This window comes from Sediminicola sp. YIK13, from assembly GCF_001430825.1.
Lineage (GTDB): Bacteria > Bacteroidota > Bacteroidia > Flavobacteriales > Flavobacteriaceae > Sediminicola.
Genome location: NZ_CP010535.1, coordinates 86500 through 109580 on the forward strand (window position 1 = coordinate 86500; position 23081 = coordinate 109580).

The following is a 23081-nucleotide window of genomic DNA, read 5'->3' on the forward strand; positions in this document are numbered from 1 at the left end:
ATAATTATGAAAACTTTCTTTTAAATACTAAATTTGCAACCAAATTTTGTTAACCTAAGGTCTACAATATATGTCTAAAGACATTCGAATTAAAAAAGGCTTAAACATTAATCTTGTCGGTGCAGCGGAACTCTCAACTTCTAAAGCCGTTTTAAGTAATGTTTATGCGATTAATCTTCATGATTTTCACGGGGTTACTCCAAAACTGTTAGTTAAACAAGGCGCTGAGGTAAAAGCTGGCGAACCACTTTTTTTTGATAAGAATCAAGAAGGAGTAAAATTTGTTTCTCCAGTAAGCGGGGAATTGGTGGAGGTTATTAGAGGTGAGCGTAGGAAAATCCTAACGCTTAAAATTCTTGCCGATAAAACGCAGGAATATGTGGCACACAAACCTTTAAATTTGGAAGGGGCATCTGCGCAGGACATTAAAACGTTTTTGTTGAACGGTGGTTTATGGCCATTTGTGAAACAAAGACCTTATGATGTTATTGCCGATGCAGAAGCAACTCCAAAAGGAATTTTCATTTCAGGGTATGTTACGGCTCCATTGGCCGCTGACCTGGATTATGTGCTGCAAGGAAAAGAAAAAGAAGTACAGGCGGCTGTTACCGCCTTGGGTAAATTGACTCCCGGTAAGGTACATGTGTCGGTTGGTAAGTCTTCCAACTCTCCATTGGCCGCATTAAAGGGTGTTGAAATACATAAAATGTCCGGACCGCACCCAGCAGGTTTGGTCGGTACATTGATCAATAGGGTAGATCCTATCAACAAAGGAGAAGTAGTTTGGACTATTGCTCCCCAGGATTTGGTGATCATGGGCGAGTTGTTGTTGACCGGAAAATTCAATGCCGAACGCATTGTTGCTTTGGCAGGGTCATCAGTAAAAGCACCTAAGTACTACGCTACCAAAATTGGTGCTGAAATCTCTACCTTCCTTTACGCCAGTGGTGTAAATAACGAAAATATTAGAGTGATCAACGGAGACGTATTAACTGGGTCTCAAACCAAACCAGATGGTCATTTAGGGTATTACAATAATACGGTGAGTGTTATTCCAGAAGGAGACGATTACGAACTTTTTGGTTGGAACAAGCCTGTTTTCGATAAGATTTCCTCTACTAGGGCCTTGACGTTCTCATGGATGTTTCCAAATAAAAAATACGACCTTACAACAAATACCAATGGTGAACACCGTGCTTTTGTTGTAACCGGTAAATATGAAGAAGTTTTTCCTTTGGATATTTATCCTTTACAATTGCTTAAGGCTTGTATGATAGGAGATTTGGACGAAATGGAACAATTGGGATTATATGAGGTGGCTCCGGAAGATTTTTCATTGACAGAGTTTATTTGTATATCCAAACAACCCCACCAGCAGATCATCAGGGAAGGATTGGACTTATTGTATAAAGAAATAGGATAAGAGATGAGTTTAAAAAATAATTTGCACAAATTAAAGGAGAAGTACAAAGGCAAAAAAATGGCTCCTGCGTTCAACGCATTGCATACCTTTTTGTACACTCCAAATGAAACAACACATTCTGGTTCCCATGTTCGCTCAGCGGATGATTTAAAAAGGACCATGAATACGGTGATCATGGCTTTGGTGCCAGTGTTGATTTTTGGAATTTTTAATGCAGGATACCAACATTATGCGGCAGTTGATGCTGCCAATGGAGTGATCCGTCAAGCATCACTGCTTGGAAACTTCCTGACTTGGGACAACTTTATCATGGGCGCATGGACGGTATTGCCATTGGTGATAGTCTCTTATGTGGTTGGATTGGCAGTGGAGTTTGTCTTTGCAGTAATCAAAGGTCACGAAGTAGAAGAAGGATACTTGGTTACGGGGATGCTTGTTCCCTTGATCGTTCCTATTGATACCCCGTTGTGGATGTTGGCTGTTGCCGTTGTCTTCGGGGTTGTAATTGGAAAAGAAGTATTTGGTGGTACCGGGATGAACATCTTGAATCCGGCATTGACCATTAGAGCTTTCTTGTTCTTTGCCTATCCTACTTGGATGAGTGGTGATAAGGTCTGGGTTCATGAAGCTGTGGAAAGGGCAGGAACCGCTGATGCTATTTCTGGGGAAACGGTTTTAGGTTACTTGGCTCAGGGCAAGGGAAGTGAGATCACTTACAGTGTATCCGATATGTTCTTTGGTTTTATTCCGGGATCTGTGGGTGAAACATCTACTATCTTGATTTTATTGGGAGCTCTTTTCTTGATCTTTACAAAAATAGCAAGCTGGAGGATTATGGTAAGTGCCGTAATTGGTGCCTTGGCAATGGGACTCATCTTTAATGGTGTCGTGGAAGCAGGATGGATTACTGAAACCAGTAAGTTTTACGGGTTGATGAGTTTTGATTTCTGGCAACACCTTATTGTAGGAGGATTGGCTTTTGGTATTGTATACATGGCGACGGATCCGGTAACTGGTTCGCAAACGGATAAGGGGAAATGGTACTACGGATTTTTTATCGGATTTATTTCGGTAATGATCAGGGTGTTCAACCCAGCATATCCAGAAGGAGTATTCTTGGCTATTTTGTTAATGAACGTATTTGCTCCTACCATTGATCATTATGTGGTACGAGGAAACATCAACAAACGTCTTAAGAGATTAAAGAACGCCAACATTCTTCCAAAGGATGGACATGGTGAAGAAAAGAAACTAAAAGTTGAAACAGTATAATTATGGCAATTAATACAGATAAAAACATTTATACCGTTGCTTTTGCCTCTATTATGGTGATTGTAGTGGGTTCGGTTTTGGCTTTTTTAGCCTCTTCCCTTAGTGAAAAAATCAAACAGAATGAGAAGTTGGAAAAGCAACAGAACATTTTGTACGCTATGGGTATTAACGAAAATGAGGATGAAGGAAGTGTGAACTTTGTACCTACGGATAGGGTGGCAGAAGAGTTTAGCAAGTATATAAAGGAACAGATCGTAATTGAAGGTGACAAGATCACTGAAGATAACGAAGCCTATCTGATCAATTTAAAACAACAGGAAACTGCCGCCAAAAAAGGAAATACAAGAAAACTTCCTTTATTTATAGGGGAAAAGGACGGTAAGAAATTCTACATCATCCCTATGTACGGAAAAGGACTATGGGATGCTATTTGGGGTTTTGTTTCCTTGGATGAGAATCTTGTCGTACAAGGGGTCTATTTTGACCATAAGGGAGAGACTCCTGGTTTGGGCGCCAATATAAAGCAGCGTTATTTCATGGACGACTTTGAAGGGGAATCTATTCTTGATGGTACCGAATACGCAGGTATAGAGGTAGCCAAGGGTAATAATGACCCTTTGAACAATACAAAAGATGATAACGAGGTTGATGCTCTTGCTGGGGCCACTATTACCGGTAACGGGGTGAGTGCCATGATCAAGGAAAGCGTAAATCTTTACAAAAGTTATTTGGAAACCATAAGAGCTAAAAATTAAACTATGGCACTACTTTCAAAAAAAGATACGGGTCTAATATTAGATCCATTAGCGGATAACAACCCTATTACAATACAGGTATTGGGTATTTGTTCAGCTTTGGCCATTACGGCAGAACTTAAAGCGTCCATAGTGATGGCCATTTCTGTATTGTTCGTACTTGGTTTGGGGAATGTTGTTATTTCCCTAATGCGGAACATTATTCCTTCAAAAATTAGGATTATCGTGCAATTGGTGGTCGTAGCCGCCTTGGTTATTATTGTGGACCAAGTGCTAAAGGCTTTCGCCTACGAATTGAGTAAGACTTTATCAGTTTTCGTCGGATTGATCATTACCAACTGTATCATTATGGGTCGTTTTGAGGCATTTGCTCTGGGGAACGGACCATGGAAATCGTTTTTAGATGGTATTGGTAATGCCGCTGGATACGGTTTGATACTTGTAATTGTTGGTTTCTTCAGAGAATTATTGGGTTCTGGAACACTTCTAGGATTTAAGGTTCTTGGGGATCCAATTGCAAAAACAGGAATTTATGCCATAGGGTATGAAAACAATGGGTTCATGCTATTGTCACCAATGGCTTTGATTGTTGTTGGTCTAATCATATGGGTACAGCGTTCTAGGAACAAAGCCTTAATCGAAGAAAACTAGTAGTTACTTAAAAAGAACAATGTTATGTTAGAACATGTAGAATTATTCTTTAAATCCATATTTATAGACAATATGGTATTTGCCACATTCCTTGGGATGTGTTCCTACCTGGCGGTGTCCAAAAAAGTGACAACTGCTGTGGGTCTTGGAGCTGCTGTAATCTTTGTATTGGCGGTGACAGTTCCAATGAACTGGTTGTTGGACCAATATTTGTTAAGGGATGGTGCCCTGGCCTGGTTGGGTCCGGAATATGCGGACTATAACTTAAGCTTTTTATCATTTATTCTGTTCATTGCCACGATAGCAACTATGGTGCAATTGGTAGAGATAGTGGTAGAAAAGTTTTCACCGGCACTTTATAACTCTCTTGGGATATTTCTACCATTGATCGCAGTAAACTGTGCTATCTTGGGAGGTTCCCTATTTATGCAGTCTAGGGATATTCAGACTTTGGGCCTTGCATTCAATTACGGGGTTGCTTCTGGGATTGGTTGGTTCTTGGCAATTTTGGCCATCGCTGCCATCCGTGAAAAAATTAGATACTCCAATGTTCCTGCCCCGTTGAGAGGTTTGGGAATAACCTTTATCATCACTGGTCTTATGGCAATTGGCTTTATGAGTTTTGGTGGTATGCTTACCGGAGGCGATGAAGCGCCAAAAGAGGCAACGGAGACCACTGCCCAAAAGGTGGAAGAAATTAAAATAGAAAAGGAAGCCAAAGAGAATACGGTTTCTTACAACAATGCTATAAACAAATAAGAATGATTTTAGCTACAAGTACAGTTGGAACAATTTTAATAACCGTAGTGGCCTTTATGGTGCTATTGTTATTGTTGGTCGCACTTTTGTTGTTCACAAAGGAGAAATTGTCTCCTTCAGGACCTGTGACCATTACCATCAATGGTGAAAAGAAAATAGAGGTAGGATCAGGGAACTCTTTGTTGTCTACTTTGGGTAACCAAAAGATCTTCCTTCCTTCCGCCTGTGGAGGTGGAGGTACCTGCATTCAGTGCGAATGTCATGTGAATTCTGGTGGTGGAGAGGCTCTGCCTACCGAAACACCTCACTTCTCTAAAAGGGAATTGAACGCAGGAGCACGTTTGGCATGCCAGGTGAAAGTAAAACAGGATATGGACATAACCATTCCTGAAGAAGTTTTTGGGATTAAAAAGTGGGATGCTACTGTGGTAAGAAACTACAACGTGGCCTCTTTCATCAAAGAATTCGTTGTGGAAATTCCTGAGGACATGCCTTACAAAGCTGGAGGGTACATCCAAATTGAAATTCCAGAATGCGAAATAAAATATGCGGACATAGATATTACAGCGCACCCTGAAGAGCATGAAACTCCAGATAAGTTTCAAGCGGAATGGGATAAGTTTAATTTATGGCCCTTGACCATGAAAAATAACGAAACAGTGGAAAGAGCCTATTCCATGGCTTCCTATCCTGCTGAAGGGAGAGAGATCATGTTAAACGTTCGTATCGCTACCCCACCATGGGACAGGTCCAAGAACGGATGGATGGATGTTAATCCAGGGATTGCATCTTCTTTTATCTTTGCTCAGAAACCTGGGGACAAGGTTGTTATTTCTGGTCCTTACGGGGAATTCTTCATCAATGAATCAGATGCAGAGATGTTGTATGTTGGAGGTGGAGCAGGAATGGCGCCAATGCGATCGCATTTGTATCATTTGTTCAAAACCTTAAAGACCAATCGTAAAGTTACGTATTGGTACGGTGGACGTTCCAAAAGGGAATTATTCTACTTGGATCACTTCTATAGATTGGAAAAAGAGTTTCCTAACTTTAAATTCTATTTGGCACTTTCTGAGCCATTACCAGAAGATAATTGGAAGGTTAAAGAGAATATAGATGCTCCTGGAGACGGTTTTGTAGGTTTTATACACAATTGTGTTATTGATAACTATTTAAGCCATCACGAAACACCTGAGGACATCGAATTGTATTTCTGTGGACCTCCATTGATGAACAAGGCTGTTCAAAAAATGGGTGAGGATTTCGGAATTCCGGATGAGCATATCAGGTTTGATGATTTCGGAGGATAAAATCTTCAGAGTACTAATGATAAAAATTTTTAAAAACCGATATTTCCGATATCGGTTTTTTTATACCTAAAGAATTATGAAAGAGCTGACGAGACAGGAATTGCATAATCTGGCCATGAATATTGTAGGAAAGCACCTAGAGGAAAACGGTTTCGAGTTTGTGGCCATCAACAGTAAGATGGGAAAAAACCCCCAATTTGTCTGTACCAAGGAAAAACAACTTTCCTTTGTGGTAGTTCGCAGTATTCCATATCCGGAAGATCCAAAAGAGTACGATGCTGTATTGTTGGGAAAAATAAAGGCGCATGCGGAAAAATCCAATGCCCAAGTATTCTACGCAGGAGTAGGTTTGGTCAATGCAAAGGAATACAAACTTCCCGTTTTTTTAAATGAAGATTATATCGTGGATTATGATGGTTTAATAGCAATAGAATAATGAAAAACTTACTTTCAATACTAGCGGTTTTACTTTTAATAAGTAGTTGTGCCCCAAAATCTGAATGGGTGAAAAATTTCAACAGCGGTTCTGCTTTGGGGACATCCTACCATATTACCTATATCAGTAAGGAGAAAATTGATTTTCAAAGGGAGATCGATTCTGTTTTTGAGGTCATCAATAAATCCATGTCCACCTACATGCCAACTTCGGACATCTCCAAAATCAACATGGGGGATACTACCGTGGTGGTAGATCATATGTTCAGGGACGTATTTGAGCTCTCAAAAGAAATTTATGATAGGACCAATGGTTATTTTGATCCCACGGTGGGCTCCTTGGTAAATGCTTGGGGTTTTGGTCCTGGCAAGCAAATGCAGCTCGATTCGCTAAAAGTGGACAGCATACTACAATATGTAGGTTTCGATAAAGTGGGCATTACCGCCAATAATCGCATCAATAAGGCTGATGCAAACATCTATTTTGATTTTAATGCCATAGCAAAGGGCTATGCCATAGATAGATTGGCCCTAATGTTGGAAAATGAAGGCATCACCGATTACTTGGTCGAGGTTGGGGGAGAGATTGTCGCGCAGGGAATTAATAAAGTAAAGGAAAAAGAATGGGTGGTCGGAATTGATAATCCGGCAGGGGATGACCAACCAAAAATCCTGATCAATTTAAAAAATACCGCATTGGCTTCTTCGGGTAATTACAGAAAATTTAGGATAGATTCCATCACGGGAAACAAATATGTACACACCATAGACCCTAAAACCGGGTATACCAAAAATTCCAATATCTTGGCAGCAAGTGTTATTGAAAATTCATGTGCCAAGGCTGATGGTTATGCTACTGGCCTTATGGCAATGGATCTTGAAGCTTCCAAACTCGTACTGGAAAAGGATCCTAATTTAGAGGCGTATATTATCTTTCTGGACAATCAGGGTGAGACCCAAAGTTATGTGACCGAGGGATTTAAAGCTTTGCTTTTGGAATAGTTTTGCGCACCAAGGGTATAATTTCCCCTTGAGCCAATCTGTAGGTATCCACAGCATCTGGTTCTAAGGTTGATGTGTAATCAACTTCCTCCACCTCAAATCCTATTTGCCGTAGCTTGGCAAAAAAATCCTTGCCATATATACGCACATGGTCATACTGTCCAAATATTTTGGCGCGCTCCTGTTTGTCGGTAATGGAGTTATCCTCAAAAGTGGTTTCTCTATTTAAATCTTGTGGTATTTGAAAAATGCCCCACCCTCCAGGTTTTAATATCCGAAACAATTCCTCCATGGCCTTTGTGTCATCGGGAATATGCTCAAGAACGTGATTGCAAAGAATAATATCAAAAGAATTGTCCGTAAAGGGAAGGTTGCAAATATCCGCCTTAATGTCTGCCAAGGGCGAATTTAGATCTGTTGTTGTATAGTCCAAGTTAACCAATTGTCGAAAACGCATGTAGAATGCCTGTTCTGGTGCAAAATGAAGGACTTTGTGGCGACCTGTAAAGAAGTTGGTCTCATTTTTTAAATACAGCCACAACAACCGGTGCCTTTCCAAAGATAGGGTGGAAGGGGAGAGCACATTTTCCCTGGGATTCTCATATCCGTAAGGAAGAAATTTTCTAAAACTCTTACCGTCAATTGGGTCTTGGTACCTATTTCCCTTTAAGGTAAGGGCCAATAAAGGCCTTGCCAAATAGCTCAATTGAATCAAAAGAGGTCTGGGAACGGTGTTCAGAATATATTTAAAGATATTTTTCATCGGCTTGTAACTCCCAGGCTTGATAACTAAGAATTACAATTGAAGTTTTTTCTGCCTAAACTCATCCTCTTCATTGGTAATGATACCTAAGGCCTCATTAACGTACTTGAAGGTGGACAATAATTCTGGTTTTCCATTGATTAGGGCAACGTCGTGCTCAAAGTGTGCACTGGGAAGGCCGTCACCGGTAAGAATGGTCCAACCATCCTTTAGTTGTTTTATTTTGTGGGTTCCCATATTGGTCATTGGTTCTATGGCAACCACCATCCCGTTCACAAATTTTTTGCCCCTTCCTCTTTTACCATAGTTGGGCATTTCTGGATCTTCGTGCATTTTACGACCAAGGCCGTGACCTACCAGTTCACGCACAACACCGTAACCGTGGTCTTCTGTGAATTTCTGAATGGCATAACCTACATCGCCTACACGGTTGCCTAATTTAAATTCCCGGATACCCACATAAAGGGATTCTTTGGTAACCTCTAATAATTTTTTGATCTCAGGAGAAACCTCTCCAACTTCAAAAGTATAGGCATGGTCACCGTAAAAATCATTTTTTAAAGCCCCGCAATCAATGGAAATGATATCACCCTCTTGCAAAGGCGTATCGTTTGGAATCCCATGGACCACCTGGGCATTTGGACTCATGCAGAGTGTGTTTGGAAAATCGTATAAACCTAGGAATCCAGGAATTGCTCCGTGGTCCCTAATGCATTCTTCGGCAATTTTATCTAAATGTAATGTGGTAACACCAGGTTTAACTTCACCTGCCAATACCCCTAACGTTTTGGAAACGATCAATGCACTTTCGCGCATTAATTCTATTTCTTCTGCTGTTTTAATCTTTATCATAGGATGCAAAGGTAAAACTTTACTTTATAATTTGTGTTATTGGACCTTAAAAGTGGGTAATTGGGTGCAGTAAAGCTATTTAGGCCAACGCAAAAAAAAGACCCCCATAAATGGAGGTCTAGGCATTTATTGTTCTTATGGATCTTAAACCAAAGGTTTTTGAGTCATTAAAGCGGGTTGTGGAACGCCCATTAATTTTAAAATGGTAGGTGCTATGTCACCTAATACACCATCTTTTATAGTTTTTATATCCTTGTCCACCAAAATCAAAGGAACGGGATTTGTGGTATGCGCCGTATTTGGACTGCCATCGGGATTGATCATGGTTTCACAATTTCCGTGGTCTGCTATAACTATAGTGGTATACCCATTCTCAAGTCCGGCTGTAATTACGGATTTGGCACATGAGTCCACCACTTCGCATGCCTTGATCGCAGCATTCATATCTCCCGTATGACCAACCATATCTGGGTTGGCAAAATTAAGGCATACAAAATCTACCTCTCCTTTTTGCAGTTCCCGGATAATGGCATCCCTGATGTCAAAGGCGCTCATTTCTGGCTGTAGATCGTAAGTAGCCACTTTTGGTGACGGACAGAGAAGACGCTGTTCTCCATCAAAAGGCACTTCCCTACCTCCATTAAAGAAGAAGGTAACATGCGGGTATTTCTCTGTTTCTGCGATTCGTATCTGTTTCTTTTGGGCTTTGGACAATGTCTCTCCCAACGTCTGCTCTAAATTGTCCTTGTCATAGACCACTTTCATCCCTTCAAAGGAATCATCATAATTGGTCATGGTGACATAATACAGGTTTAACTTATGGGTGTTCTGCTCATGGAAATCCTCTTGGGTCAACATTTGGGTAAGTTCCCTGCCACGGTCCGTTCTGAAGTTAAAGAAGATGACCACGTCCCCGTCATTTATTTTTGCTATTGGCGTGCCATCTGCATTGGTGGCCACTATTGGTTTAATGAATTCATCCGTGATGCCGTCATAATAGCTATCCTGCATATCGCTAAGGATATTAGCTGATTTTTTACCTACGTTATGCACCAAAAGGTCATAGGCCATTTTAACCCTTTCCCAACGCTTGTCTCGATCCATGGCGTAATACCTGCCAATGACGGAAGCTATTTTAGCGTGCTTCCCCTCACAAAACCGATATAAGTCCTCTAAAAATCCTTTTCCACTTTTCGGGTCTACATCCCTACCATCCGTAAAGGCATGTACAAACATATTGTTGACACCCAGATCTTCGCCGGCCTGTATAAGTCCCTTTAAATGGGTAATGTGGGAATGGACCCCTCCGTCGCTCATAAGTCCAAGGAAATGTACGGGTTTGTTGTGTTCCTTCGCATGTAAAAAGGCATCCTTTAATACCTTTTCATCCTTTAATGTATTTTCCTTTACGGCGAGATTGATTTTCGCCAGATCTTGGTAAACTATTCTTCCAGCTCCCAGGTTCATATGCCCAACCTCACTGTTTCCCATTTGACCTTCTGGAAGGCCCACATTCATACCATCCGTAAGGAGATTGGCATTTGGGTAATTTTCATATAAGGAGTCAATGAAAGGGGTGTTTGCATTTTCTATAGCGGAGATTTTAGGGTCTGGAGATTTCCCCCAACCATCTAAAATCATTAAGATTACTTTTTTTTCCATTGGTTTATGATTTATTCTTATTCAAAAATAAGCTGATTTCAAATGGATAACTAGCAATAGGGGAGCTTTTTCAAAAATTTCACATTCCTGGCAGTGCTTGTTGTAGTTGCAACCTTTTGGGGGCTAAACTGTTAAAATTATGTTATATAATGGAAATTGATGAAACAATTTTAGCTTTACCGAGTCTATATAAGTAGCCCATTAATTCTTACCTAATTTCAAAATAGAACTCCAATAGGGTTCCGGTTTCGAAATAGATACCTACCTACATTAGTATGTTTAAAGACAAATAATTACCAATTATATAGTAATTGATAAGAAGGTGTCATTTTAATTTTACTGGGCCATGTATCTGGGGGGAAAGTGGCTTTTGTATGCAGATTAAGTTTATGATAAATTTATTTCAATATTCTTTGATCTGACACCTTCTATTAATTTGCTGCTTGCCTAAGGTGATAGTTTGCAGCAAAAATCAAGGTTTTAAAAGTGACAATAATATGCGAAACAACCCCATGGAAAAGCTTTCCATGGGGTTGTTTGTTTTAGTTTATCTGCGCCATATAGTGTTCAAGTAAAAGGGCAACTAAACTATAGTTTTCTTAAAAATTAAATCCTGTAAAGGCTCTATATGTAAATGCGTATAGTGCCATGAAAAGCATGATTACACAAAAGACTGAATAAACCTTTAAGAGAATTACTACAAACTCTGGTTTACAATTCTCGAATGCTTCTAAGTAAATACTTTTAAAATGTAATAGTGTTCCCATATAGTCTCGTTTAAATGATTATAAATCAAAGCTATAAGGGTTAAATCTGAGGGGTCAAAAAGATTTGAGTGGGGCTCAAATATAATAAAATGGAATTATAACGAGCTATTATTTACAGGAATTAACACTAATTCTTATCCTGGTGTATGGCAATGGCCGCTTTTCATATTTCCATTACCTTGATCATTTTCATAGGATTATAGCCAGTCTGGATCATAAACATAACGCCAAGGTCGTTAACTTCCAATTCACCCTTCACATTAACTGTAGGTTGGCGTTTGAATTGGAAATGAAGAATCCTAATTGAATATTTTTACAATAGCTCTGGATTGATGTCCAAAATATTATCCAAAATATAGGTGCGCACAAAACCTGAGGTAAAATGTTCTGCTCCTAAAAAATCTTCCCTTTGCAATAATTGCATGATATTTTTTCGCCTAAAAGTCTCTAACATGGGAATGGAAATAGGGGCATAGCTATAGTGCCAAGGCTCATATTTAAAGCCTTTTCTTTTTGGGTTGTCCGTATACACCAGGTAAAAGCCAAATTTGTTGGCATTGGCATCCATCCAGGCTTTGAAATTTTCGTACGGACCGCCGGCTCCAAATTTTTCAGGGACAAGAACATCCCCTTCTACCTTGGGCCGCCCATCAACAATATCAATATCCGTTCCCCAGTGATGTCTACTGGTTCCTGGGATAGTAGAGTATTCAATTATCTTATCAATGGCGTTCATGGGCTTTAGGCCATCTTCTTCCGTATATTGAAGGAATTTACGTTCCCAAATTGCTGTTTGCCTGTCAAAACTGCGGTAGCTGGAAACCACTTTGATGTCCACACCTTCGCTATAAGCAGCTTTTTTCATTTCCAAGAAAGCATCATGTGCCTCTTTTCTTAGGTTGATGCCTTTCCCATAAAGTGGAATTTCTTTTTTGCCCATAAGTTCAAAGATAGAATACTCTACATCCTGTGAAATCATAAGGGTGGGCATGACGGCCATGGCCAAACCTGAAGCACTACTTTTTTTAATAAATGATCTTCTTTGCATATTATGGGTATAATTATACGTACGGAACCTTCTGGTTTCTATGTGGTTTATATCAAAAAGGTTGCCAAATATTATTTGCTCCAGTAAAGAAGTGCCAAAAATTTGAATGCACACCGTTTGACTCAAAGTTAAGAAGTATTTTGAAACTATTCACTACCATTTGAAATACGGAGATAACAAATTGCGGGATTTAGGTGCTATTGGATTGGAAGAAAAATAGGTAGAGTGGGAATGGACTTTTTAATTGTTGATATAGAGGTACCCCTGATGTTTTTGCTGCTTGTCGTTTAGTGTTGCCAAGTAAAAGTAAATACCAGTGGGCAGACCGTTGTTAAGTTTAATGACTCTTTTGGTATTGGCAATCCCATTGAACTCATTGGTGTAGTTGGCTTTATAGTACACCAATATGCCATTTCTATCAAATATCTCCAAGGTGTTGCTTGGGGAAGCTTCCATGCCTTCAATCACTAAATAGTCATTTTTTCCATCCCCATTTGGAGTCAGATAGTAATTGTCCAATTCTCGAACGTTATACGTCTCATAAATATCTGTATTCCCTCCAATGGTCAAGATCTCATAGTCGTTCGGCACAAAATTATTGGATGTAATTTCACCACGAATCATTTCTCCACGGACATTGGAATTTCCCAAATTTACCCATTGTTGTTCCTCTTTGCTCCATCCAACTACTTTCAGGTCGCGCAACATTTCCCCTAATAGTCCCACATTACTACGTTCGTCCCAGGTAAGGGTCACTTTGGAGGGCACCGAGCCTTCCAATCTCCAAAATTCTTCATAGCTGACACTGAGAATTCCGTTGCCCATGATATCCGTATTATAGCTCTCGCTAAAGGTTGAAGGGGAATTGGGATCTTCATAAAAGTAGGCACACTTGGCCAAGGTATTCACAGATGTAGAGGTAATGGTCAAGGGTCGCAATCTATTGTCGTCCCCGATGGGAAAAGTAAAGGATCGCTTTTTTTCAATGGTACTATACCCATCTATTTTGGATGAGCTGCTTTCTCCTGTGTAAAAGGCATCTTCCAAATACTTCAAATACACATCGGTTTGGTCTCTAGGTGTAAAAAGATCTCCAGAAATAAAATTACTATTATTGGTAACTGCCATAGGGGTTTCTATATAGAGCCCATTGTCCACCGCAATTTCTGTGTCGTAAAAAATAGGGGGAAAGGCTCCTGAAACCGTGATGGGTCGGATTTCATTATAAAAACCAACCAGACCTTTATTTTGGTCGAAGGTGCCATCATTGATCACATCCATATGGAAACCGACCATGGCATCGCCATGGACTTGGATGTTGCCATAATTGTGCACAGCGTCCTGTCCGATACCAAAGGTGCTGGATAAGGTTATAGTACAAACCAAGATGTATTTAAGAATCTTCATATTCTATGATAACACTGTTTTATTGGGGTCTACGTCTTAAAAAGATGGCAACTCTGGCATTTTTAACTTTTTTGTCTCCTTCTTGAATAGTTTTGAAACCTAATGTAGCACCGGCAGGAATAGCAACGGGCAATGGTAACACAGAAGAGTAGGCCATATTATTGGTTTTTCCCCCAGAGGTGGCTGTAAAAGAATACAGAATGTTACCTGTATTGGCATTTTTTACCGCTATTTCCACTGCTGACAGATTGGTGTTTTCCTCTGCGTTTAGACTTACGGCATAAAGTTCCCATGCTTCGGGTAGAGTTATCCCTATTTGACCACTACTTCCAGCTCCAAAGGACCATTTCTCATCGTTTTTTAAATCGACAGTACCATCCATCTCCGCCCAAATAACTATTTTTTCATAGATATTTAAATACGCTCCCCCGTCAGTACCTACCTTAATGGCGTTATTGGTATTGGCGGAAACAACTCTTGCCGTTTGGGTGGTACTGCTTTCGTTGACATAGGAGATTACCCCGCTTGTTACACTCTGGCTAAGGTTGGTAACCTTGTCTGGACCTTGTGGGCCTGCCGGACCTTGAGGTCCTGTTGCTCCGGTTGCACCAGTATCTCCCTTATCTCCTTTGGGACCAGCTGCTCCGGTTGCACCAGTATCGCCTTTTAGCCCTTGAAGTCCTTGAGCTCCAGTGTCACCCTTAGCACCATTGGTGCCATTAGTTCCAGGTATTCCTTGTGTACCCTGATCCCCTTTTGGTCCTTTACAATCTAAAGAATTAAAGCTACCATCGCCATTTGTATCTTCACTTGGGTCATTTATGCGGTTGCCATTGGTATCCCAACAATTGATTCCAGCGTTTCCCGGGTTACCATCAGGACCTTGATTGCCCGTGGCTCCTTTGTCACCGTCAACTCCTTTGTTTCCATCTGGACCTTGAATTCCTTGGTCTCCCTGCGGTCCTTTGTCCCCGGTTGCTCCCTGATCTCCAGTAGCACCTTTATCTCCAGTTAATCCTTTGTCACCCTGAACACCTTGGATTCCCTGATCTCCGGTTGGACCTTTATCCCCAGTCTCACCTTTTAACCCTTTATCTCCGGTTTCACCTTTTAATCCTTGGTCACCTTGTGGACCTTTATCACCAGTTTCACCTTTTAACCCTTGGTCGCCTGACGCACCTTTGTCTCCGGTCTCACCTTTAATTCCTTGGTCGCCTGTCGCACCTTTATCTCCGGTTGCTCCTTTGTCACCATCAAGACCTTTTAATCCTTGATCACCAGTTGCTCCTTTGTCTCCAGTTTCACCTTTTAACCCTTGGTCGCCTGTCGCACCCTTATCACCTTCAACTCCTTTTTCACCATCAAGACCTTTTACTCCTTGATCGCCTGTCTCACCTTTATCTCCGGTTGCTCCTTTATCACCGTCAACTCCTTTATTTCCATCTGAACCTTGGATTCCTTGGTCTCCCTGCGGTCCTTGGTCTCCGGTTGCTCCTTTATCACCGTCAACTCCTTTGTTTCCATCTGGACCTTGAATTCCTTGGTCTCCCTGCGGTCCTTTGTCTCCGGTTGATCCCTGATCTCCAGTAGCACCTTTATCACCAGTTTCACCTTTTAATCCTTGGTCGCCTGTCGCACCTTTATCTCCGGTTGCTCCCTGATCTCCAGTAGCACCTTTATCTCCAGTTAATCCTTTGTCACCCTGAACACCTTGGATTCCCTGATCACCAGTTAATCCTTTGTCTCCGTTCTCACCTTTAATTCCTTGGTCACCCTTTAAACCTTTGTCTCCAGTTTCACCTTTTGACCCTTGGTCGCCTGTCGCACCTTTGTCACCGTCAATTCCTTTGTCACCCTGAGGACCCTTATCGCCAGTTAAACCTTTATCACCATCAATTCCTTGGTCTCCCTGAGGTCCTTTGTCTCCGGTTGCTCCCTGATCTCCAGTAGCACCTTTATCTCCAGTTTCACCTTTTAACCCTTTATCTCCGGTTTCACCTTTTAATCCTTGGTCACCTTGTGGACCTTTATCACCAGTTTCACCTTTTAACCCTTGGTCGCCTGTCGCACCTTTATCTCCGGTTGCTCCCTGATCTCCAGTAGCACCTTTATCTCCAGTTAATCCTTTGTCACCCTGAACACCTTGGATTCCCTGATCACCAGTTAATCCTTTGTCTCCGTTCTCACCTTTAATTCCTTGGTCACCCTTTAAACCTTTGTCTCCAGTTTCACCTTTTGACCCTTGGTCGCCTGTCGCACCTTTGTCACCGTCAATTCCTTTGTCACCCTGAGGACCCTTATCGCCAGTTAATCCTTTATCTCCTTCAGGACCTTTGTCTCCGTTTGCTCCCTGATTTCCGGTTGGACCTTTATCACCAGTTTCACCTTTTAACCCTTGGTCGCCTGTCGCACCTTTGTCACCTGTTGCTCCTTTATCTCCGGTAAGTCCTTTATCCCCATCATTTCCTTTGTTCCCATCAGGACCCTGGTCACCGTTTAATCCTTTGTCACCCTGAACACCTTGGATTCCCTGATCTCCAGTTGCACCTTTGTCACCTTCAATTCCTTGGTCTCCCTGCGGTCCTTTGTCTCCGGTTGCTCCTTGATCTCCAGTAGCACCTTTATCCCCAGTTTCACCTTTTAACCCTTGGTCGCCTGTCGCACCTTTATCTCCGGTTGCTCCCTGATCTCCAGTTGCACCTTTGTCACCGTCAATTCCTTTGTCACCCTGAGGACCCTTATCGCCAGTTAAACCTTTGTCACCGTCAACTCCTTTGTTGCCATCAGGACCCTGGTCACCGGTTAATCCTTTATCACCCTGAACACCTTGTATTCCCTGCTCTCCTTTCGGTCCTTTGTCACCTTCAATTCCTTGGTCTCCCTGCGGTCCTTTGTCTCCGGTTGCTCCTTGATCTCCAGTAGCACCTTTATCACCAGTTTCACCTTTTAACCCTTGGTCGCCTGTCGCACCTTTATCTCCGGTTGCTCCCTGATCTCCAGTTAATCCTTTGTCACCCTGAACACCTTGGATTCCCTGATCACCAGTTAATCCTTTATCTCCTTCAGGACCTTTGTCTCCGTTTGTTCCCTGATCTCCGGTTGGACCTTTATCCCCAGTCTCACCTTTTAACCCTTTATCTCCGGTTTCACCTTTTAATCCTTTGTCACCTGTTGCTCCTTTATCTCCGGTCTCACCTTTTAATCCTTGATCGCCTGTCGCGCCTTTGTCACCGTCAACTCCTTTATTTCCATCTAGACCTTGGATTCCCTGATCACCAGTTATTCCTTTATCTCCTTCAGGACCTTTATCTCCGGTCTCACCTTTTAATCCTTGGTCGCCTGAGGCTCCTTTGTCACCGTCAACTCCTTTGTTTCCATCTGGACCCTTGTCACCGGTTTCACCTTTAATTCCTTGATTTCCGGTTGGACCTTTGTCTCCAGTTGCACCTTTATTGCCCGTTTCTCCCTTTTCCCCAACAGCTCCTTGGTCTCCTTTTGGTCCTTGGGCACCAGTCTCACCCTTTGGTCCCGTTAAGTTGGAGGTGGTGAATTTTGTGCCATCTGAATAATTGAAAGTAAATGTGCCATTCTGGTTGTCTACCGTGGAAATGATGCCCACAGCATCCGATTTTCCTGAAGAAGAACACAGATTGCTCCATTTTTTTCCATCGTAGTAATACACACATTCCATGTCCGTATTATAAACCAATGCCCCTCTAAGTGGAGCTATATTCTGCATTTGAGGGGTAGTTACCCTCGTAAGTACAAAGGCTTTGGTGGTACTCTCCATTTCCAAAATGGAAGCCGCATCAATGCTATTGGGATTCGCTCCAATTTTAACCTGGGCAGAAGCAAAGTGAATTCCTAGAATGAAGAGAAGGAAAAATATTTTTTTAAAATCCATAGGGTGTTCTAATTTGGGCATGCGAGCGTATTGCACATAAAATTAAGGCAAGCCTAATGGATTCCTGAGTAAATGTTGTGTAATGGAAGTATCCTGTGGTGAAAAGTAAGGTGTGTAAATTTGAGCCGAGAAATTTACCCTTTATCGACTAAAAAAATGTAAATGTTTAACGACGCAAGTACAAAAATCCTTGATATTCTGTTCCCAAATCATTCAAGGTTGCCAGGTAGAAGTAGACCCCTGCTGGTAGCCCATTTTTCTCACCTACCACTACGTTGCCAACGTTGGGAAAACCCCTAAATTCATTGGTGTAATTAACCTTATCGAACACTTTTAGACCAAAGCGGTCGAAAATCTGTATATGATTGTTGGGCGATTGTTCCAATTCTGGGATAACAAGGGCATCATTGAGTCCGTCATTATTGGGGGTGAGGTAGTAGTTGTCCAAATTTACCACCTCAGTTGCAATTGCCAAACTGGCAAAGGTGATTGCGGCATAGTCATCTGGGACAAATTCATTGGAGGAAACAAAGCCGTTGGTAAGATCACCGCCTTGAGCCACACTGCCCAAATCTACCCATTGGTTTCCTACTTTAGACCACCCTGCAATACCCATTTTATAGGCTGCATCGGTAAGGTCGGAAATATTGCTATCCTGGTTCCAACTGATGGTGATGGTAGAGGGAACACTTCCCGTTAAATGCCAAAATTCAATGGTGCTTACCACATCTACATCCCTGGTTTTTCGAGTAGTATTGAAACTGGTGGCAAAGGTACTGGGATTATTGGGGTCCTCCATAAAATACGCACATTTAGCCAAAGTATTCACGGCATTCGAATTGAGTATCAAGGGCCTTACTTGGTTGGCATTGCCCACCGGAAAACTAAAAAACTGTTTATCTGTAATGGCGGCATATCCATCTATTTTAGTAACGTCCGAAACACTAAAATAATCCCCACTTTGAATGAAATTGAGGTAGATATCCTCTAAGTTTCGTGGAGTGACGACATCCCCGCTCACAAAGTTGGCGTCATTGGTCAGTGCCATGGAAGTATTGAGAAATACCCCATTGTCGTTAAAGAATTCTATGTCGTAAAATATGGGCATAAAGGCCCCGGAAACGCTGATGGGCGAAGTACCGTAAAACCCTGCCAACCCAACATTTTGGTCAAAAGAGGCATCATTGATGAGGTTGGTATGAAATCCTAATTCTCCTCCTTCATGGATCCGAATATTCCCACTATTATACAATGCGGTTTGGGCTTGGGTAGCCAGGCTTAGGAATAGGAGTGATATGAAAAATATTTTTTTCATAGATTAGAAATCGGTTACTGTGAAAAACCAGGCTGAGTCGACAGGGTTGCCAGATGAATTTGTTATTTGTATTGTAAAATTATTATCCGTCTGCGTTGTAACTCTTATCTCCCTTCCTAGCCCCGTTCCAAGTGTTAATTGAATCACATAATCTGATGAATTTGCTGCCGTTGAAAAATCAACTTGATAGTTTCCAGTTCCTAAAGGGGCTACTGAGGAAATGTTAATCCCATTTGCTATTATTTCTGCATTCATTTTACCAATGGCATGGAATTGATTAGCCCAAATAGTTGCTCCACTTACCGTTTTTAATACTTGGCCATTGGTTGCGCTTGGTTCTATTTTTTGAGGGGTTACATTTGCATTGGCTATTTTTGTAGTTGTCACGGCATCGTTGGCAATGGTCAAAGCTCCTGCGTTGTCGATAGTTGCATCCCCAGAAACAGGCGTGGCCTGTGCTGTGCCAGCCGCATTCCCCACGAAGATGTTGGCGTTTGCCAGTGCGTTGGAGCCTGTAATGGCGTTGTCAACATAACTCTTATTTGCAGCATCTGTTGCCAGTAACGGGTTGGAAACATCGGTCAGTTTAAATGAACCAATGGATAGGTCAGCAATTGGTACGGCAAATCCACTCAATGAGATATTGGCCTTGTCCAGTTTAGCATCCGTTACGTTGGCGTCGGCTATTTTTGTAGTTGTCACGGCATCGTTGGCAATGGTCAAAGCTCCTGTGTTATCGATAGTGGCATCCCCAGAAACAGTTGCGGCCTGTGCTGTGCCAGCCGCATTCCCCACGAAGATGTTGGCGTTTGCCAGTGCGTTGGAGCCTGTAATGGCGTTGTCAACATAACTCTTATTTGCAGCATCTGTTGCCAGTAACGGGTTGGAAACATTGGTCAGTTTAAATGAACCAATGGATAGGTCAGCAATTGGTACGGCAAATCCACTCAATGAGATATTGGCCTTGTCCAGTTTAGCATCCGTTACGTTGGCATCGGCTATTTTGGTAGTTGTCACTGCATCGTTGGCAATGGTCAAAGCTCCTGTATTATCGATAGTGGCATCCCCAGAAACAGGTGCGGCCTGCGCTGTGCCAGCCGCATTCCCCACGAAGATGTTGGCGTTTGCTAAGGAGTTGGATCCTGAGACTGCATTGTCCACATAGTTTTTAGTTGCTGCATCCTGTGCAGCCAAAGGATCAACGACATTAGTTAGTTTGAAAGTTCCAATAGATAAGTCGGCCGTAGGTATGGCAAATCCACTCAATGAGATATTGGCCTTGTCCAGTTTAGCCTCCGTTACGTTAGCGTCGGCTATTTTGGTAGTTGTCACGGCATCGTTGGCAATGGTCAAAGCTCCTGTGTTATCGATAGTGGCATCCCCAGAAACAGTTGCGGCCTGTGCTGTGCCAGCCGCATTCCCCACGAAGATGTTGGCGTTTGCTAAGGAGTTGGATCCTGAGACTGCATTGTCCACATAGTTTTTAGTTGCTGCATCCTGTGCAGCCAAAGGATCAACGACATTAGTTAGTTTGAAAGTTCCAATAGATAAGTCGGCCGTAGGTATGGCAAATCCACTCAATGAGATATTGGCCTTGTCCAGTTTAGCATCCGTTACGTTGGCGTCGGCTATTTTGGTAGTTGTCACGGCATCGTTGGCAATGGTCAGCACCCCTGTGTTGTCCATAGTGGCATCCCCAGAAACAGGTACAGCCTGTGCGGTATTGGCGGCATCCCCTACAAAGATAAAAGCATCGGCCAAGGTGTTGGAACCTGTAATGGCGTTGTCAACATATGTTTTTACAGCTTGTTCGGTTGGAAAGTCAACAGCAGAATTATCAGCTAAGGTTCCATCATCTGATTTGTTGGCGGAGTCTTCCTTTTGTGCTATTGCTGCATCGGCATCTGCCTCGTTCTGGTCTACATCTGCTTGGACAGCAGCTATGTCGGCAGATTCTTCCAAAGACGACAAATCAACAGTAGCCGAAGTTCCATTTTCAATATCTATTATCAGTTCGTTTGCGGTGCTTAAAGGTAAACCAGTAAGATCTTGATTATCAGTACTAGTAACGGCCAATTCATCTAGTGCCAGTTTTACGGTATTAGCAGTTAATCCAGAATCAACCGGGTTATAACTTACCTCTACAGCACTAAATAGTCCTGCCTTATTTACCCAGACCACCGTAGGTTGTCCCGTGACCGTCTGTGTTTGTAATAATTGTCCCGTAGTGCCAGGAATTAATTTTAGAGCAGGGGTAGATCTATTTTGGATATGGAAATCCCCATTTATGGCAGTTGGACCTATATCAACATTCCTAATGCTTCTGTCCTGAATATTAGATCCAGTAATTTCTCCTACTTCAAAATTGAAATTGTTGCCCGTCCTTCTGATCACAATGGTGCTGTCATTAATGGGGAGGAGGTTGACAATGGCATCCGTACTATAGGTGTGCCTGTTCAAAGAATCCAAGGCCACGCTTAGGGCGTTGTTATTGCTGTCGGTCAAGACCAAACTGTCATTGGCTACTTCAAACCTACTGTTGGTAGTTGTTGTAATTATGGTCTCTACTCCTACAGCATCTGTAAAGGTGTAGGACCCATCCCCATTGTCCACCATGCTAATGTTCGCTGAATTGGTCAGGGCGTCACAGATATTCAACCACTGGCTCCCATCATAATAATGAACACATTTGGTTTCCGTATTATATACCAGTGCCCCCTGCAAGGGATTTATGGCGTCCATCTGTGTGTTGTTTACCCTGGTAAGGACCAAGGCCCTCGAGGTGCTCTCCAATTCCAAAACGGAGGCAGCATTTATATTTTGGGGGTTGGTGCCTATTTTAATTTGGGCATGTGAAAAAGATCCCAAAACAAGGCCAATGAAGAGAAAGACAACTTTTAATTTCATTAGTTAGAGGGTTTTATCCTAAAAAAATAGGAGCACACAAAAATAAGACTATAAGTACACCTACCTAAAAAATGGAGCCAAAATACCCATACTTACGGTTTAACGGAAAACTTCATGGATGAATGACATCAAAATGGTATTTTTTCGGACTCATAAGGGGTTTTTCCCGCTTCAAAAATGCGTACAGTTCCCTTGCCCTTTAATAAAGTCTTACCATTTTCCACCCAAATAAAGTTGCCTTCCCTAAGGCCAACTACTGGAGTGGTATTGAATTGGTGGAATTCTTTGATCCGCGTTTCCCGAGTTTCCCCATTGTGGCGTCCAGTCGGATTGGGATCCAAATAATGTGGATTTAGATTAAAATTGACCAAGCCCAAGGTTTCAAAACTAGGTGGATAAACAATGGGCATGTCATTGGTGGTCTGCATGGTTGGTCCGGCTATATTACTACCCGCACTGGAACCCATATATGGTATACCATCCTCCACTTTTTCCTTAATCACTTCCATCAATCCCTGTTCATGAATCTGCTTTACCAATAAGAAGGTGTTTCCACCGCCCGTAAAAATAGCTTCGGCCTTATCCAGTCCTTCCTTTGGATCTGCATAAGTGTGCAGTCCCACCACTTTTTTGTTGAGTTTGCCAAAAGCTTTTATAACTACTGCCGTATATGCATCATGGGAGATACTGCCCGGCCTTGCAAAAGGCACAAAGGTGATGGTATGCACATCCTTGAAGAATAATTCCAAGTCTTTGGTAAGATAGGATAAATAAGTTTCCCCAAATAGGGTAGAGGTGCTCGCTAACAATAACTTTTTCATGGTTTTGAATTGACATCAATACTACAAA

Annotated in this window: 18 protein-coding genes; 8 read left to right on the forward strand and 10 right to left on the reverse strand. The window is 42.0% G+C overall.

From position 1 onward, the window contains the following. The first annotated feature begins 70 nt into the window (after positions 1 to 70). The 8 genes from SB49_RS00425 to SB49_RS00460 all read left to right on the forward strand — a co-directional run bounded on the left by SB49_RS00425 (position 71) and on the right by SB49_RS00460 (position 7607). Positions 71 to 1423: a Na(+)-translocating NADH-quinone reductase subunit A gene (locus SB49_RS00425; RefSeq protein WP_062052819.1), complete on the forward strand. Its 1353-nt coding sequence runs from the start codon at positions 71 to 73 to the stop codon at positions 1421 to 1423. 3 nt (positions 1424 to 1426) lie between these two features. Then, positions 1427 to 2695, forward strand: coding sequence for an NADH:ubiquinone reductase (Na(+)-transporting) subunit B (locus SB49_RS00430; RefSeq protein ID WP_062052821.1), 1269 nt, complete (start codon positions 1427 to 1429; stop codon positions 2693 to 2695). Positions 2696 to 2697: 2 nt separating this feature from the next. Next, the gene (locus tag SB49_RS00435) at positions 2698 to 3450 is read left to right on the forward strand and encodes a Na(+)-translocating NADH-quinone reductase subunit C (protein ID WP_062052824.1); all 753 of its coding nucleotides are present in this window, start codon (positions 2698 to 2700) and stop codon (positions 3448 to 3450) included. 3 nt (positions 3451 to 3453) lie between these two features. After that, on the forward strand, positions 3454 to 4101 hold the full coding sequence (locus SB49_RS00440) for an NADH:ubiquinone reductase (Na(+)-transporting) subunit D (protein WP_062052826.1): 648 nt from the start codon (positions 3454 to 3456) through the stop codon (positions 4099 to 4101). Positions 4102 to 4125: 24 nt separating this feature from the next. Then, a complete protein-coding gene (nqrE, locus tag SB49_RS00445) occupies positions 4126 to 4860 on the forward strand; it encodes an NADH:ubiquinone reductase (Na(+)-transporting) subunit E (RefSeq protein WP_062052829.1) in 735 nt (244 codons plus the stop codon). Positions 4861 to 4862: 2 nt separating this feature from the next. Continuing rightward, a complete protein-coding gene (gene nqrF, locus SB49_RS00450; RefSeq protein ID WP_062052831.1) occupies positions 4863 to 6170 on the forward strand; it encodes an NADH:ubiquinone reductase (Na(+)-transporting) subunit F in 1308 nt (435 codons plus the stop codon). 76 nt (positions 6171 to 6246) lie between these two features. Further along, positions 6247 to 6606: a hypothetical protein gene (locus SB49_RS00455; RefSeq protein WP_062052833.1), complete on the forward strand. Its 360-nt coding sequence runs from the start codon at positions 6247 to 6249 to the stop codon at positions 6604 to 6606. Beyond that, entirely contained in the window at positions 6606 to 7607 is a 1002-nt protein-coding gene (locus SB49_RS00460; RefSeq protein ID WP_062052834.1) for an FAD:protein FMN transferase, read from the forward strand. The genes SB49_RS00455 and SB49_RS00460 overlap by 1 nt, the downstream gene beginning before the upstream one ends. Here SB49_RS00460 and SB49_RS00465 read toward each other — a convergent pair. From SB49_RS00465 to pepE, 10 genes are all read right to left on the reverse strand, one after another. Beyond that, positions 7585 to 8370, reverse strand: a complete 786-nt coding sequence (locus SB49_RS00465; protein WP_062052836.1) for a class I SAM-dependent methyltransferase — start codon at positions 8368 to 8370, stop codon at positions 7585 to 7587. The genes SB49_RS00460 and SB49_RS00465 overlap by 23 nt on opposite strands. A gap of 33 nt (positions 8371 to 8403) precedes the next feature. Then, positions 8404 to 9222, reverse strand: a complete 819-nt coding sequence (map, locus tag SB49_RS00470; protein ID WP_062052838.1) for a type I methionyl aminopeptidase — start codon at positions 9220 to 9222, stop codon at positions 8404 to 8406. A 144-nt stretch (positions 9223 to 9366) separates the two neighbouring features. After that, positions 9367 to 10884, reverse strand: a complete 1518-nt coding sequence (gene gpmI / locus SB49_RS00475) for a 2,3-bisphosphoglycerate-independent phosphoglycerate mutase (protein ID WP_062052840.1) — start codon at positions 10882 to 10884, stop codon at positions 9367 to 9369. 599 nt (positions 10885 to 11483) lie between these two features. Next, positions 11484 to 11651, reverse strand: coding sequence for a DUF6747 family protein (locus SB49_RS16260; protein WP_335337882.1), 168 nt, complete (start codon positions 11649 to 11651; stop codon positions 11484 to 11486). Positions 11652 to 11964: 313 nt separating this feature from the next. Beyond that, positions 11965 to 12699 (reverse strand): M15 family metallopeptidase, encoded by a 735-nt coding sequence (locus SB49_RS00480; RefSeq protein WP_062058695.1) that lies wholly within the window; start codon positions 12697 to 12699, stop codon positions 11965 to 11967. A 240-nt stretch (positions 12700 to 12939) separates the two neighbouring features. After that, the gene (locus tag SB49_RS00485; RefSeq protein ID WP_082591043.1) at positions 12940 to 14106 is read right to left on the reverse strand and encodes a gliding motility-associated C-terminal domain-containing protein; all 1167 of its coding nucleotides are present in this window, start codon (positions 14104 to 14106) and stop codon (positions 12940 to 12942) included. Between the two features lie 19 nt (positions 14107 to 14125). Next, a complete protein-coding gene (locus SB49_RS16250) occupies positions 14126 to 18031 on the reverse strand; it encodes a hypothetical protein (RefSeq protein ID WP_062052842.1) in 3906 nt (1301 codons plus the stop codon). Between the two features lie 145 nt (positions 18032 to 18176). After that, the gene (locus SB49_RS00495) at positions 18177 to 19325 is read right to left on the reverse strand and encodes a gliding motility-associated C-terminal domain-containing protein (protein ID WP_062052844.1); all 1149 of its coding nucleotides are present in this window, start codon (positions 19323 to 19325) and stop codon (positions 18177 to 18179) included. Positions 19326 to 19328: 3 nt separating this feature from the next. Then, the gene (locus tag SB49_RS00500) at positions 19329 to 22232 is read right to left on the reverse strand and encodes a beta strand repeat-containing protein (RefSeq protein WP_062052846.1); all 2904 of its coding nucleotides are present in this window, start codon (positions 22230 to 22232) and stop codon (positions 19329 to 19331) included. A gap of 128 nt (positions 22233 to 22360) precedes the next feature. Beyond that, positions 22361 to 23053 carry a dipeptidase PepE gene (gene pepE, locus SB49_RS00505; protein ID WP_062052848.1) on the reverse strand — a complete coding sequence of 231 codons (693 nt, stop codon included), beginning with the start codon at positions 23051 to 23053 and terminating at the stop codon, positions 22361 to 22363. Positions 23054 to 23081 lie beyond the last annotated feature (28 nt).

Excerpts from the sequence above, each read along its gene's own strand:
- SB49_RS00425 (WP_062052819.1), top strand. The coding sequence starts at position 71 with ATGTCTAAAGACATTCGAATTAAAAAAGGCTTAAACATTAATCTTGTC.
- SB49_RS00430 (WP_062052821.1), top strand. The coding sequence starts at position 1,427 with ATGAGTTTAAAAAATAATTTGCACAAATTAAAGGAGAAGTACAAAGGC.
- SB49_RS00435 (WP_062052824.1), top strand. The coding sequence starts at position 2,698 with ATGGCAATTAATACAGATAAAAACATTTATACCGTTGCTTTTGCCTCT.
- SB49_RS00440 (WP_062052826.1), top strand. The coding sequence starts at position 3,454 with ATGGCACTACTTTCAAAAAAAGATACGGGTCTAATATTAGATCCATTA.
- nqrE (WP_062052829.1), top strand. The coding sequence starts at position 4,126 with ATGTTAGAACATGTAGAATTATTCTTTAAATCCATATTTATAGACAAT.
- nqrF (WP_062052831.1), top strand. The coding sequence starts at position 4,863 with ATGATTTTAGCTACAAGTACAGTTGGAACAATTTTAATAACCGTAGTG.
- SB49_RS00455 (WP_062052833.1), top strand. The coding sequence starts at position 6,247 with ATGAAAGAGCTGACGAGACAGGAATTGCATAATCTGGCCATGAATATT.
- SB49_RS00460 (WP_062052834.1), top strand. The coding sequence starts at position 6,606 with ATGAAAAACTTACTTTCAATACTAGCGGTTTTACTTTTAATAAGTAGT.
- SB49_RS00465 (WP_062052836.1), bottom strand. The coding sequence starts at position 8,370 with ATGAAAAATATCTTTAAATATATTCTGAACACCGTTCCCAGACCTCTT.
- map (WP_062052838.1), bottom strand. The coding sequence starts at position 9,222 with ATGATAAAGATTAAAACAGCAGAAGAAATAGAATTAATGCGCGAAAGT.
- gpmI (WP_062052840.1), bottom strand. The coding sequence starts at position 10,884 with ATGGAAAAAAAAGTAATCTTAATGATTTTAGATGGTTGGGGGAAATCT.
- SB49_RS16260 (WP_335337882.1), bottom strand. The coding sequence starts at position 11,651 with ATGGGAACACTATTACATTTTAAAAGTATTTACTTAGAAGCATTCGAG.
- SB49_RS00480 (WP_062058695.1), bottom strand. The coding sequence starts at position 12,699 with ATGCAAAGAAGATCATTTATTAAAAAAAGTAGTGCTTCAGGTTTGGCC.
- SB49_RS00485 (WP_082591043.1), bottom strand. The coding sequence starts at position 14,106 with ATGAAGATTCTTAAATACATCTTGGTTTGTACTATAACCTTATCCAGC.
- SB49_RS16250 (WP_062052842.1), bottom strand. The coding sequence starts at position 18,031 with ATGCCCAAATTAGAACACCCTATGGATTTTAAAAAAATATTTTTCCTT.
- SB49_RS00495 (WP_062052844.1), bottom strand. The coding sequence starts at position 19,325 with ATGAAAAAAATATTTTTCATATCACTCCTATTCCTAAGCCTGGCTACC.
- SB49_RS00500 (WP_062052846.1), bottom strand. The coding sequence starts at position 22,232 with ATGAAATTAAAAGTTGTCTTTCTCTTCATTGGCCTTGTTTTGGGATCT.
- pepE (WP_062052848.1), bottom strand. The coding sequence starts at position 23,053 with ATGAAAAAGTTATTGTTAGCGAGCACCTCTACCCTATTTGGGGAAACT.